At 39.8% G+C, this 13,548-nt stretch carries 13 protein-coding genes; 2 read left to right on the top strand and 11 right to left on the bottom strand.

The window, feature by feature from the left end:
- Positions 1-14 precede the first annotated feature (14 nt).
- Positions 15-1,085 (top strand): 2-alkyl-3-oxoalkanoate reductase, encoded by a 1,071-nt coding sequence (gene oleD, locus CXF93_RS08465; RefSeq protein ID WP_101061989.1) that lies wholly within the window; start codon positions 15-17, stop codon positions 1,083-1,085.
- Positions 1,086-1,200: 115 nt separating this feature from the next.
- On the opposite strand, the gene CXF93_RS08460 is transcribed toward oleD, so the two are convergent.
- The 8 genes from CXF93_RS08460 to CXF93_RS22090 all read right to left on the bottom strand — a co-directional run bounded on the left by CXF93_RS08460 (position 1,201) and on the right by CXF93_RS22090 (position 8,661).
- Entirely contained in the window at positions 1,201-1,506 is a 306-nt protein-coding gene (locus tag CXF93_RS08460) for a hypothetical protein (protein ID WP_101061988.1), read from the bottom strand.
- Between the two features lie 125 nt (positions 1,507-1,631).
- Entirely contained in the window at positions 1,632-2,252 is a 621-nt protein-coding gene (locus tag CXF93_RS08455) for a hypothetical protein (RefSeq protein WP_101061987.1), read from the bottom strand.
- Between the two features lie 64 nt (positions 2,253-2,316).
- A complete protein-coding gene (locus CXF93_RS08450; RefSeq protein WP_101061986.1) occupies positions 2,317-2,976 on the bottom strand; it encodes a hypothetical protein in 660 nt (219 codons plus the stop codon).
- A gap of 40 nt (positions 2,977-3,016) precedes the next feature.
- Positions 3,017-3,712, bottom strand: coding sequence for a heme transporter CcmC (locus tag CXF93_RS08445; protein ID WP_101061985.1), 696 nt, complete (start codon positions 3,710-3,712; stop codon positions 3,017-3,019).
- Between the two features lie 402 nt (positions 3,713-4,114).
- Positions 4,115-5,791, bottom strand: a complete 1,677-nt coding sequence (locus CXF93_RS08440; RefSeq protein ID WP_101061984.1) for a diguanylate cyclase — start codon at positions 5,789-5,791, stop codon at positions 4,115-4,117.
- A gap of 757 nt (positions 5,792-6,548) precedes the next feature.
- Positions 6,549-6,812, bottom strand: a complete 264-nt coding sequence (locus tag CXF93_RS08435; RefSeq protein ID WP_101061983.1) for a DUF5676 family membrane protein — start codon at positions 6,810-6,812, stop codon at positions 6,549-6,551.
- Between the two features lie 461 nt (positions 6,813-7,273).
- The gene (locus tag CXF93_RS08430) at positions 7,274-8,488 is read right to left on the bottom strand and encodes an MFS transporter (protein WP_101061982.1); all 1,215 of its coding nucleotides are present in this window, start codon (positions 8,486-8,488) and stop codon (positions 7,274-7,276) included.
- On the bottom strand, positions 8,488-8,661 hold the full coding sequence (locus tag CXF93_RS22090) for a hypothetical protein (RefSeq protein WP_198551626.1): 174 nt from the start codon (positions 8,659-8,661) through the stop codon (positions 8,488-8,490). Before CXF93_RS22090 ends, CXF93_RS08430 begins: the two co-directional genes overlap by 1 nt.
- A gap of 189 nt (positions 8,662-8,850) precedes the next feature.
- Between CXF93_RS22090 and CXF93_RS08425 the strand changes: the two genes are divergently transcribed.
- Complete coding sequence (locus CXF93_RS08425) at positions 8,851-9,792, top strand: LysR family transcriptional regulator (protein ID WP_101061981.1); 942 nt, start codon at positions 8,851-8,853, stop codon at positions 9,790-9,792.
- 38 nt (positions 9,793-9,830) lie between these two features.
- Here CXF93_RS08425 and CXF93_RS22355 read toward each other — a convergent pair whose 3' ends face one another.
- From CXF93_RS22355 to CXF93_RS08410, 3 genes are read right to left on the bottom strand one after another with little or no spacing between them, the layout of a single operon-like run.
- The gene (locus CXF93_RS22355; protein ID WP_255418832.1) at positions 9,831-9,965 is read right to left on the bottom strand and encodes a hypothetical protein; all 135 of its coding nucleotides are present in this window, start codon (positions 9,963-9,965) and stop codon (positions 9,831-9,833) included.
- Entirely contained in the window at positions 9,955-11,073 is a 1,119-nt protein-coding gene (locus CXF93_RS08415; RefSeq protein ID WP_101061980.1) for a lipocalin-like domain-containing protein, read from the bottom strand. The genes CXF93_RS22355 and CXF93_RS08415 overlap by 11 nt, the downstream gene beginning before the upstream one ends.
- The gene (locus tag CXF93_RS08410; protein WP_369832205.1) at positions 11,070-13,523 is read right to left on the bottom strand and encodes an FtsX-like permease family protein; all 2,454 of its coding nucleotides are present in this window, start codon (positions 13,521-13,523) and stop codon (positions 11,070-11,072) included. The genes CXF93_RS08415 and CXF93_RS08410 overlap by 4 nt, the downstream gene beginning before the upstream one ends.
- Between the last annotated feature and the right edge of the window lie 25 nt (positions 13,524-13,548).

Here is a 13,548-nt window from a genome sequence, read left to right as displayed (position 1 = left end):
AGCAAGGTTTTAACATGACGAATTTCAGCTCACGTCCACCAGCAGAACAGCAAGCTCTGACGGCATTATCTGCAACCACCAAGCATGTATTTGTCACTGGTGCTGGTGGCTTTTTAGGAACCAGTATCTGCCAAGCATTGTGCGCGGCTGGTATTAAAGTTACAGGGTTCGCCCGAGGTAATTATCCGCACTTAACAAAGCTAGGTGTCAACATGATACAAGGCGATATAAGTGATTTATCGACACTAACAGCTGCGATGAAGGACTGTGACCTGGTATTCCATGTCGCATCAAAAGCCGGTGTATGGGGCTCGAAAGCAGAATATTATCAGCCCAATGTGCAAGGTACTGAAAACATCATTCAAGCCTGTCAGTCATTGGCTATTACGCGTTTAGTTTATACCAGCACCCCAAGTGTGACGTTTACGGGAGTAGACGAAGCTGGAATCGATGAATCGCAGCCTTATGCTCAGTCATTCTTAAATTATTATGCCCAATCGAAAGCACTTGCCGAACAAATGGTGCTGACCGCTAACAGTGATAATTTAAAGACTGTGGCATTGAGACCGCATTTAATTTGGGGACCAAGCGATCCACATTTGGTGCCACGAGTCATCGAGCGCGCCAAACTAGGGCGATTAAAATTAGTCGGTAAACAGGATAAACTCGTCGATACTATCTATATCGACAATGCCGCTTATGCGCATATTTTGGCGGCGTTAAAACTTGCCGAACCCACACCCGTTTGTGCCGGTAAATGTTATTTCTTGAGTAATGACCAGCCTATCACTATGGCCAGCATGCTCAATAAAATACTCCATTGTGCCGATTTACCACCGGTGACAAAACGAGTACCTGCACCACTGGCTTACGTGGTCGGTACCGTTCTAGAGTATCTATACTTGTGGTTAGGCAAGACTCAAGAGCCAATGATGACGCGTTTTGTCGCGCGCCAATTATCGACTAGCCATTATTTTGATATTAGCGCAGCAAAAGCGGATCTAGGTTACCAGCCTTTGGTATCTATTGACGACGGAATGCTGCGCCTGAAGGCCTCGTTATCAGGAGTCGATGCCGCTTCTTAGCGTTATTACAAGGCTTAGAACGATCAATCTAAGCCGTATCTGGACATAATTGGCTTAGAGCCTAAGCTTTAAAGGGTATGGTTCGCATTACATAAAGTATGATGAAATTGACTTGTTAGCCGATCAACTTATAGGAGAAAACAAACTCTTTATCTGGTTTACTGCTTAGCATCTTAAACAAGATATCAAAGTCTGTTACGTCTTTCTGATGTGCTCTCCAGATTGCAGATGTATCGCCTAAGGTCACAACTAACTGCCCAGCCATTATTAACTGAACTTTACGAGACTTACTTATTGTATCGATGATGTAAGATAAGTCGCCAGATACAACTTTAAGTGCAATTTGTTCTTGATTATTGCTAATTGAAGAACGAATATGATCAAGCACCTTCACACTCACTTTGACCGAAATAAGACTCATATTCCCCTCAGTAATTAAATGATATTAAATGTAACGCCTCAAACACCCGACTGGTGAAGTTGGTGGCTTTTTGGAACCAAAAGACGACCACGTCACCAAGTCTGAGTGCTTTGACTTGTTAGCCATTACGTTAACGCCTTTCTAAAAATTTCACCAAATTTTGAGTTTTCATAGTTGGTGATACCTATTTCGCTTTCTCTACCGGAGCGGATTAAATCCTGCCGATCCATAAATTGTTCTCTGATTAAAGGACTACCCACCAAGTTTTCAAGGTTTTGTTGTTCCAAATCTTCGTATGTGTAAAACCAGAGGTTTGATGCAGAAACAAACTCAGTAATATCATCAATAAAGTAGTTATGAATGGTATCCACAGATCTTAAAAAGTTTGACTTGTTAATTTCCCCCGAGCAGTATGAAATAAACAATATACTAATTAATTCTGCCTTTTCGATATCAGTGACATTATCTATGACTTGAATTATTTTATTCGAGATTTTCTCACTGTCTGGAGATCGAGAAAAATCATTAATAGCACTTTTTTCTTTATCTGAGAGACTTTCAAGTTTAAAAATAAATTTGCTAAGTTTTTGTAAGAAAAAGTGGTCTCTAATAGACATTGTTAGTTCAGCTACTTTTATAGCAGTACCAAAGACAGGTATATCTTTTAAAATTCCATTTTCTAATCCATTGTCTAGAGCAACCTCTAGAGCATTGGCTGACAAATCCTTTACTGCACTTTTATTCAACGCGAACTCCTTTCTCGGTTTAGTCCGCTAAATGCCTTGTTAGCATGCTCCACAAATGCATTAATTAGGTGTTTACTTCTAAGGCAAGTTCTTTAGTCTTTTGCAGCACATTAACAATAGGATTAGCCAATTTCTTTAATAATATTGGTTGCTTTTTCATGTGTGCTTGCATGAGCGTAGGATCTTTTGTTTGTGCTTTACTTTGACTAGCGATTATAAAAAGCCCATCTGAGATCCAAGTTTGAAATTCAATTACTACTTTAGATAATTCAAGGTGAACTTCCAAAAGTTCTGGCAAGTATAAAGATTGAATCATATCTGCCTTGGTAAAACTTTCTGGATCATGTTCTACTTTTTCTCCAAAAAACGTTGAAATCATTTCATTATTTAGAGAATTGTTTAACAAAGAAATATGAAGAAAGTATTGTTCTAACTTTTCTCTTTTAAGTGTTTCAAGTTCTTTCTTACGCCATACGTTATGCTCTATGGCAGTCTTAATTTGTTCTGAAGTCTCTGTAGTTAACTTAACTTGTTTAGCAATCGTTTCTAAGCTTGATTCAATTGCTAGGTACTTACTCTTTTCTTTTCCAAAACCTTTTAAAAGAGAGCCGAAAAAAGCTCCTATGGTTGAAACACATAGAAGTAATAAATAAAAGTACCAATTAGTGATGAATGTTTCATTCATCACCTCTAAAGCGATTTGTTTTATTAAGTCTTGATCCATTTATAGCTCTTAAGTTGATGTTTGCCTAAACACTAACGTCTCAATCAGCCGACGCGTTAGCGGTCGGCTGCATTGATTTGTTAGGCATTTTTTGATTATCTTTAAGGCCAGAATTAACGGCGGCCAATATACAGATGATTAAGAGCAAGGAAGAAATATAGATGTAGTAGCTTTTAAAATAGCTAAAACTACCTCGCTCGAAAAACTCACAATCACCAAGTTTAGATAAAATAAACTTCGGCACAGTCATAAAAAGTGGCAGAAACATTGATACAAATATGACCCACCACGTATGAATAGTAGGATCACCAAGCCCGTACCATAGCCATATACCAATTGGCGCTACTATTGCTAAAACCCAATAAAATGTAAGATTAGGTTTAACTTCGCTTCCGTATTTTTCACTAATTTTGCGAAAAGCTACTTTTTGCCCCATTGCCTGAACACGCATTCCTATAGCAATACAAATAGAAGAAACAATTGCGACGTGAATCTCTAGTTCGGTATAACTCAAACCAACATTCGATGTTAGGTAAGTTACAGGTTCAACAAATATCGAACGATAGAAACCCAACCCATTTAATATAAATCCCTTCCACGCTACAATTTTGCTAGACAGTTCTGCAAGAGAGCTTAGCGAAAGAATAAATCCCATAGCCATTACAACTCTCGTTAATGCGTTCCCTTCTTTAAAGGACTTCTTTAGCTCATCAATTTCTTTGTTTAAATCTAACACAAATGATTCTCTGATTAAGGTGCCTAACGTCTTAGTATTCGGAATTCCGTATACCGTGAATGCCACTTTAATTTAACTATCATAAACAGTACCAAATTTGTCATTAATTACAAATAGATAATGGAAAATAACGATTCTAAATCAAATAAACCGAGGAAAAAATAAGAATTGTATTTATATAGCCCCATATAAAACTCGGTTGCCGATTGACCCGCAGAACTTATCCATAACAAATATATGGCAAATCGATATGCGCATATTATGACAGAGTAAGGACTCTAAGCCAGAATGGGGCAAATCTGGCTTAGCGTTATTACACTAAGCCAGATTTGGACAGGATGTCTTAGTGTTTAAGTTTCAAATGATATAGTCCACATTACTAAAATCATGCCTGAATTGAGATTAACGCTCACATAAGCCGTGAACAATACTGGCACATTGTTTCTTATCTTGTTTGTATTTATACATACGTTGATCGGCTAATGATAAACACTCGGATTGATTTAGGGTTTCAAAACTCGTCGCAATGCCAAAGCTAATACCAGCTTCTTTCCATCTGATTTTTTGTAGTTCTTTTTCCGTTTCTAGTAGAAGGTCAGACAATTGCATTAATAGCGATTCAACATGTTGCGGATTTTTAATATCGACCACTAAAATAAACTCATCACCACCACAGCGAAATATAGAACCTAACTCATGCAGTTTCTTTTGCATTATATCTGTTACTGCAATCAACACTTTATCGCCTTCATCATGGCCGAGTTTGTCATTTATTTTTTTAAAACCATCAAGGTCAATAAAAGTAATGCAATAAGGTCCTGTTAAACTAGCCAGTTTCTCGTTTTGAGCAAAGCGATTACCAATTTGTGTTAATGGGTCAATACGCGAAATAGCATAGGTACGATGAAATTCTTTTTGTTGTATTTGCAACCATTCAGCTAAGGAAAGCAGTATGCATATGCAATCAATGGTCAATGCAATTTGGACTATCACTTCGAGTGAAATATCCCAGTCAATATGATACAGATGAGATAAAACATATCCCATTAACGTGAGACCGTATAAAGAGTTGCCTATTAAGTAATACTTCGCTCTGAAGTCCTGCTTCGCGAGCATAAATACGCCTGTACCAATACAAAGCGGAATCCATATTGTTGCGAGAATGTGTGATATAAGGAAACTCACAGTAAAGGGTAAAAAAGGCATCAGCACGCCTAAGCCCAAGCTGACTATTGACAGTAAGTTAAATGTTTTTGCCAATTTAGGGTGGTCTTGCTGACAGTTAAATAGCAACTTAGTGAACTGACAGGCTGAAGCTATAGCAAAAGGAAATATGATGATGCCGCTATAAACAGGATTAAATGCCGACACTGCCAATAGATGACCGAAGCTTCCTGATGCTGTAAACCAACCTAAGCCTTGTATACCGATATAACCTGTACAGGCCAATGTAACTACATACTTGGTTCTGAGGTATATAAAGAAAGCGATTAAGGCTAGTGTCATCATCACTGTAAATGAAATTGAGGTGATGCTATTTATAAGGAATTGCTTGCTATAGAACTCTGTTTTACTGTAAAACTTGATGACAACAGGTGTCGCAAACATTTTTGCCTGAATATAAACCCAAAGTGTGCCACTTTCTTCATGGTCTAATGGAAGTGAAAAAACTTGTGAATGTGCCAACTTTGGGTTTTCATTCCCAACCTGGCCAAAGTTTTCTAACCGTATTGGTTCACCGTGTTCAGGCTGCCAATAAGCAGTTCCGATATCTAAATAGACCGCTTCTAGATTGACAAACCAAGTATCTTGTTGCCCCTTTGTATTCGTTAATTTAATCTTTGTGACATAAGCGCCACTACCGCCAAATGTAGACGTGACTCGATTAGCGTTTTCGTACAATTGTCTTAATTTGACAAAGCTAAGACTTTTATCTAACAATTGAGTCTGGAACCAGAGGTTATGTTCATCTAATTCAATTTTGTTGAGATTATCTAATTCTACATAAGGCTGTGCACTTATCGAATTAACGTTAAACAAAAAAACAAAAAGAGTAAATGACACAAAAAAGAATTTCATGGATACCACTTATTTCAAGATAAAAATACGTATTTAGAGTCACGCATAAAATGTAAAAGGTACTCGTAACAAGTTTAAGTTATTATGCGGCAAAATTATCAATCCACCGGTGTTTCCCCATCAATATTGATTTGAATTCCTTCTTGCTTCTATCTGCTTGTAAATGCCTCACTGATAAATTGACAGCCTTGATCTGTGTTGAATTTTTGAGGTTTGTCATAGCATTTTAACTCGATAATGTAGCTTCAAGCCTAGTTGAGCATCCTGTAACCACGAAGAGTATGCTTAGTAGTATTAATGTTTTTATTACTTTCATTATTAACAACCCGACCAATAAGAACGTTGCAACTCAATTTTATCGATGTTAATGAAAACTATAATTTTTTATACATTAATTACCACCTTATCATGAAGCATTATTCATGGGGTGCTTTTGTTTATGTTCTACAACACAATTATTTTATTTACATTTAAAAACTTAATTATATTTAGATAATTGTGGCTGTAATACTTCTTCTATCTTTCGCTGAAATTATGATGGTTAACATTTTAGTATTGAGGACGTAACTCTAAATGAGCAAGGAGTGTATTAACGTGTAAGCTTAGCTTTATTGCACTAAGCCAGAGGTGGACAAATTCGGCTTAGCGTTATTATTGAGTTAATGTTATTGATCTAAGCCATTGCTGGACAGGAACAAGTTAGATTACCTACTCGAAATTAGTGATTTTAGATTAGATATTTCATGGCAAAATCAGTCTAGTCAGCGCCTGACACTACATTGTAAATAGTGGCTATCAGCCATGCAGTAACGCCCGCGATTCCTGCCCAAGAAACAAGGCCAATAAAGAAACCTGACCAAGTTAGCGTCCAATGCATAGCACTTAAATTAACATGCGCCATATGCCCTGTCATCAACATCATTTGCCCTGGGACAAAATATACGATCGCACTACAAATAACCCAAAACAATGCAAATACTGTTGCGCTAGAAATTCCTAATTTTATCGGATTAATTTTCATAACACCCCAAAATTCAACAGTTTATATAAAAAACCAAATCACTCAGTTAGAGGTCTTATGATATACACTATTATTAGTAAAGGTGTCCTAATTATTCACAATTGAGCTCGCAATCGGGTTCGCGTGTGCTGTTTTGATATGACAAATCCCTCACATGAGTAAATGTATGGGAAATCGGTATGAACATATCATGGCTGAGTAACAGCACTAACTCAGTTTGGGGCAAAATCGAGTGAGAGCTTGAGCTAAAAAGGTGTGAACTTAAAGGATTACTTCGCAGAAAGCATGGATAAATTGAGATTAATACGTTGACCTTCCGAATAAAAAAATAGCCTGGTACCAGCATAAATAAGAGAATAACAATAACGCTATATAAAATCGATTTAGTACCATGAGCCTTTTACTACTAGGATGTAATAAGTGATAAAGGCTCACTTTATTGCAACGTTATCAACCAATGATTAGGTTGCGGTTGCGACTGTTAAGCGTGGTACAGGGCGATCATTAATCGGTAAGTGGAGCAACGCAGCGCACAGTGCCATCGCAACTGTTGACCACCATATTGGATCGTAAGAACCGTAATAGTCATACATTAATCCGCCAACCCAAGCACCTAAAAAACTACCAACTTGATGAGTAAAAAACACCAGTCCATATAATGTAGACATATACCGAGCCCCAAATATTTGGCGTACTAAACCAGAGGTAAGTGGCACTGTGCCTAACCAGCAAAAACCAATAGCAGCACCAAAAATAGTGGCGGTATCCACAGTAACAGGTAATACAACAAAAGCGCCAATAACGACTGAGCGGATTAAATACAAGGATGTCATGACGTAACGTTTGTCGAACTTATCCCCCATCACGCCCCAGAAGTAAGATCCGAATATATTAAAAATACCAACATAGGCTAGCGCCATTGCCGCAGTCGCAATAGGAAGTCCTTTATCGGCGAGATAACTAGGCAGGTGAGTTGCAATAAACATGACATGAAAACCACAAACAAAGAAACCGGCGTGGATAAGCCAATAACCACGATGATTAAACGCTTCCTTTAACGCCTGGCTTAAGCTTTGTGAATCATCAATAGCTGTATTTGTAGCAGCGGAAGTCTTGTTGTTCTTGATAAAAGAAGCAAACGCGATCATTAAACAACACATTAAGGCAAACACTTGCAGGGCGCTCTGCCATCCAATATTGCTCAATAGTGATTGTGCACCCGGTATTACTGCAAACATGCCAAACGAACCCGCAGCCGTTGTTAATCCAAACGCTTTTGCAGTGTGCTCTGCAGGAACAACACGAGCAACAGCGCCAAGAACAACAACGTAACTTGTCGCACTTAACCCGAATCCAACCAGCGTACCTAGGGTGAGATATAGCCAGCTTGGGTCAGTTGCTAGTGACGTCAGATATAAACCCGCAGCATAAGCCACTGCACCCAATATAATGATGCGCTTAGGACCCCAGCGATCAGAAGCCATACCAACAAAAGGTTGAAACACACCAAAGAGTAGATTTTGTAATGCGATGGTAAAACTAAAAAATTCACGCCCGGTATTAAAAGTATCTGAAATTGGCAGCATGAAGATACCAAACGATTGTCTGATGCCTAAACTAACGATTAATATTGCTATGCCTGCCCAAACTAAAAGAGGAAAACGAAAAATACTCATTAATGATGTTCCATGTGTTCGTGTTTAAGTGAATTTTGCTGGTGACAACCACCGCTTGTTGCATTTTTAGCTAATGCATCTACTAATGGTTGGCATTGCTGCACACCGTAAAGCGTAAATATCAGTAATAGAAACATACGTATTAGTTGTGCAAAAAGTGACTGAGAAAACATTGATGTTTCCTATCGCAGTAGAATGATCCTGGATAGTAAAGAAAAGCAATACATGAAACAAATGAATAAAAATCACAATATACATGCATAAAACGCAACTATTAAGTTAGCATTCTTAAATAAGTGTTGGATGTCTCTTTTATTGTTGGCCATAATGAGCCTCTTTTTAGTTATATTGTGGATGTAGATATGGAGCTTGAAGAAGTTTATCGTCGAGACTTAAATCTATTAGTCGCGTTAAAAGTGCTGATAGAAGAAGGGAGTGTTAGACGCAGTGCAGTGAGGCTCAACTTAAGCCAGTCAGCGATGAGCAGAGTGTTAGGAAGATTAAGAGAACTACTCAATGACCCGCTTTTTATTCGTCAGGGCCAACACCTGCAACCGACACAACGCGCAATAGAGATTAGTAACGCAGTTAATGAACCGTTAGAATCACTGCGCATTTTACTGTCACCTACCAATTTCGATCCAAAACTATGCAAGCAGCATTTTGTTATCGCCACCACCGATTATGCAATGCAGACAATTTTACCCTATGCATTACCGCGAATTTATGAAGACGCGCCAAATATTTCACTGGAATTCTCTCCACTTAAGCAAGAGCAGATGCTGGATCAATTAACAGCAGAAGGGGCTGATATGGCGATCTGTCGTCCGACTCATAGTATCGAGCCATTAGTGTACGAAAAATTGGGGTTAGTCAGTGTTTTTTGCATGTTATCGAAATCACACCCACTCGCAGACAAAAAGCTGACCTTAGCTGATTACCTTGCTTATCCACATGCATTGATTGCTATTAGTGATGGCGTGAAGGCTCTTATTGACACTGCGCTTAGTGACCATCAAAAACCTAATACTGTATTACGGGCTTATCATCTAGAAGCAGCGTTAGCGATTGTTGATAAAGTGCCACTGATTATCACTGTACCTGCTGATTTAGCCTATTTAATGGCAGAAAAACATGACCTGGTTGTGAAAGCTTTACCCTTTGAGTTTGAACCTTTTGAATATTCACTTATTTGGCACCCTCGCTGCGAACACTCATCAGCACAGATATGGCTACGTAATTTATTAAAAGAGCAATGTGGCAGATTAATAGACAAACGAGTACAAGAGATGAAATTGATATAGCAGGTCCCTCATTGCGTTCGCAATAGTGTTCGAGTGAACTATTGCGATATAACCCGAACTTCATGGACTGTAGCCTGTAAAGATACAGAGCCCGGTTTCACACCTAAATATTTATAGAGTCGCTCAGAAGATGCAAAGCCTAAACGTGAAACCGCCAATTGCTTAGTTAACATAACCCGTCATTTCCACAAACCCTTCTCCGACATGAGTTCCTTTAAAGCTAACCATACCCTCAAAATATTCAATTCCAAAACGCATGATCTGCTGCTGATTAATCACCGCGACACGTAAATCGACATTCAAACCAATACTTTGTTTTTCCACCTGCAAGTCAAAAGCGTAGGGATAATCTAGCGTATCGCTAACATGACTTATCAGCTTAATATCGTTCGTATCAAGAATATCAATATTGCCATCACTGTGCATCAAACTGCCATAGATAAAATCCTGTTCAGAAGAACGAATACGGTAAATCATCAACGCCTTATCGGTTGATAAACGCAGAGAAAACCAGTCCCACCCTTGCTGATCCTGCGCGAGCATTGCCGACCCCCATTCACGATCAAACCATGCTGAGCCAGTCACATTCAACCATTGCCCCTGCCATAATATTTTACCTTCAACGTCAATAAACGGTTGGGAATAATAATGGCTAGCGATCGCTTCACGCTGATGTTTTTTACTATAGCCCTGCTCGCCTTGCAGAAAAAATGAACTCTCCGTCGCCAACGATAATTTTACCTGCCACGCTTCATCGTCCGACCTTGCAGCACCATAGCTAAGCAGTGCCGGCAATAGCTCTGAAGGTAATAACTTTGAAGGTAATTGCGCCGCTGACGACTGCCATAACCAATCATCAATGGCAGCACTAAAAGGCTCCTCGGTAATCGTAACATTAGCAAACTCTTCCCGACCTTGACGGAAGCTAGCAAGATGCACCTTAGTATCCGCCAGCGCACCATGAGCAAAGTACCAATGCGCTCGATTATCCGCGGTACGGAATAACGTCCACTGCGTAGCAAAGCGTATTCCCGTGTCACTCTGTAGGTTCGCCGTTAAATACCACCATTCATGACGATAATCTTTATGTGGTAAATGATCTTGCGGAAAACTAAGCTTATTTTCTGCTGATGCTTGCGTATATTGCGACTCATTATCTTGGCCTTTCAGCGGATTTCGATTCAAGCCAGAAGGCGTTTTCACTTCTGGTTCACAAGACAATAACAAGAGTGCTAATAAGACTAAAAACACGCATAATTTTAAAAGCTTACGTAATTTCATCTGCGACTCCTTAGATTCAAGTTATACAGCGGGATACTCAGTGCAGGCAACAGAAATAACAATCCCAATATGCTGCTAACAGCAAAAGATCCGACATTAAACAGCAGTGGCATTGACCAACCAAAAGAAGCCGGTAATGCTTGGCTCACCAATGCATGAGCCAGTATCGTAGCGATTGGCCAACTCAAGATCACACAACCAACAGCAAGTAAGCACCATTGCATCAGCATATGAACAAACAACTCAACCTTACTATAACCCAGACTGCTAAGGATATATAAATCAGCTTTACGTGCCAGCTCTAAGCCGTTAGCCGATAAAAATAGCCCAAAACAAGCAATCACCAGTAATACAATCGCGATCAACTGCGTCAGTAAAAAGGTCTGCGCAAAAACTTCCAACGCTAATTTTTTTACTTGTGCGGGTTCATATACTTGCTCATCAGCCAGCCCCAGCATCATAGCTACAGCTTGTTTATCGATAACGCTGTCAGGATGAAAATACACCCTGAAACCACTATGAACCCAACCCGTAAATAACTTATTTGCTTGTGGATCATCTAAAGTCAGCGAAAATCCTGGGTAACCGTATTCATAATAAATACCTTGAATATGGCAGCTATATTGCTTATCACCCTGACTAAAAGTAATTGATTGATCGACGGTCAATTGCTGGTTAAGCGCGAGCTGCTCATTGATAAAACACCCCGATTTGGTCTTAATTGATGACGACTTTAATAATAGCGATGCTAGCTGCCGTGGTGATTGGAAACTGGAGACTTTAACGGCATCATTATCCATCCTCGCCCAAGTATGTTGATGCAGAATATATTCATCAACATCAGCGTTTTTTTGCAATCCAAGTTCTACCTGCGACTTTTGCCCATGGTGATAACGAATAAACAAATCGGCACTTAATTGCTGATCGAGAAAGCGCACAAACGCGCCCTCAAAACTGTGAATCATTAAGGCGGCGGCAATGCTGGCAGTGAGGGCTAAATAGAACGCCGCCAAGGGTAAATAACGCCGGCCAATCTGGTTACTGGCATCTTTGAAGATATAGTCACTCCGAAAAGCATTACCTCGGAAATAATTGGCTTGAAAAAACTTAAAGCAAAGCCCAGTTAGCAACAGCATCCCTTGTAAAAAATGCGGTAACAGCGCCACACTCGCGAACAATAACCAGCCGTACTTCAGCATGATCTGATACCAGCTATGACTAGGCCACCAGCTAAATAACAATAATAAGCTAACGCCTACGGTTAAAGTTAGCCATCGTGGAAAACGCGCCGTTAATGCACTGGCAGATAACGTGACATGAGCCGTACTGATGCGCTTAAATTGCTTTGCTAATGCCAGCAATACTGCTACTGATGAGATAAACAGAGCCCATAACCCATATTGCCATTGCCAAGCAAAATGACCCGTCATATTGAGTGAATAAAGCTGACTAAACGTTAAACCCATTAACGGTAACAACACAGTCACCAAGGCGACGGCAATCAATATCCCGACAATACTGGCCACCAGCACCAACAATAAAGCTTCAATCAGCATCGCTAGTTTGATGGTATTTAGCGCTACTCCCAACAAACGTAACTGCATGGCTAATTCAGTGCGTTTATGCCAAGCCTGTTCTCCGGCTTGAAACGCAATAAACATACTGACAATAAATCCTAATACCGCTAATGCCATCAGATTAAGATGCAGGGCATCAGCGAAACCACTGCGTTGTTGATATGACCAAGGCTCGTTAAGCGATAGATGCGCGGGTAATGCCGCCGCTAATGCTTGCTTCTGCGGCACCGTCAATGGCGCAACCATTAACGAAGTAAAATCAACTTGTTGGGGAAATAGCTGCCAAGCGAGCGCAATATCAAGTAGCGCCACCCTGCCCCATTGCTCGCTAGTGGTTAAAGCAATGGGGATGACGGTCTTGTCAGCCAATATCAGTACCGGATTAACGTCTGCGTTTACATCTACATCAATAGCCAGAGACGCAAGATGTGCTTTCGTTAGCAAGACCGCTTGATGATTAAATTGGCTGGGGTTAGCAATACTCAGGGGCAGCATATCAATAGCAAAAAACTTCAGGCGCTTGCCATTAGTAAGCTGTTTTCGAAAAGTTAATACCGGGGTTATTTGCGTAAAACCTTGCCTGCGCAAGTCAGCAAAATCACGTTTGCTTACTCTAGCGCCTTGCTCTGCGACAATATAAAAACCGACTGGACTGATTAATTGCGCATTAGCTTGTTGATATTGCTGTTTACTCGCATGATTTAATACCAGAATGGATAACAAGGTACTGGTCGCGATGGCTAAACTAAAAATAAACCCCAAATGTAATAAGCGATGATGGTTATATTCGGCAATTTGGGTTTGTAATACCAGCCGCAGCTCTTGCCAAGCATCTCGATTAATCAAATTAACTACAGGGTTAGCCGCCATCATTTTTATCTACCATCATGTCTATTCA

The organism is Moritella sp. Urea-trap-13 (genome assembly GCF_002836355.1).
Lineage (GTDB): Bacteria > Pseudomonadota > Gammaproteobacteria > Enterobacterales > Moritellaceae > Moritella.
Note: the sequence above shows the minus strand (reverse complement) of the source record. Positions and strands in the feature narration are given on the sequence as shown.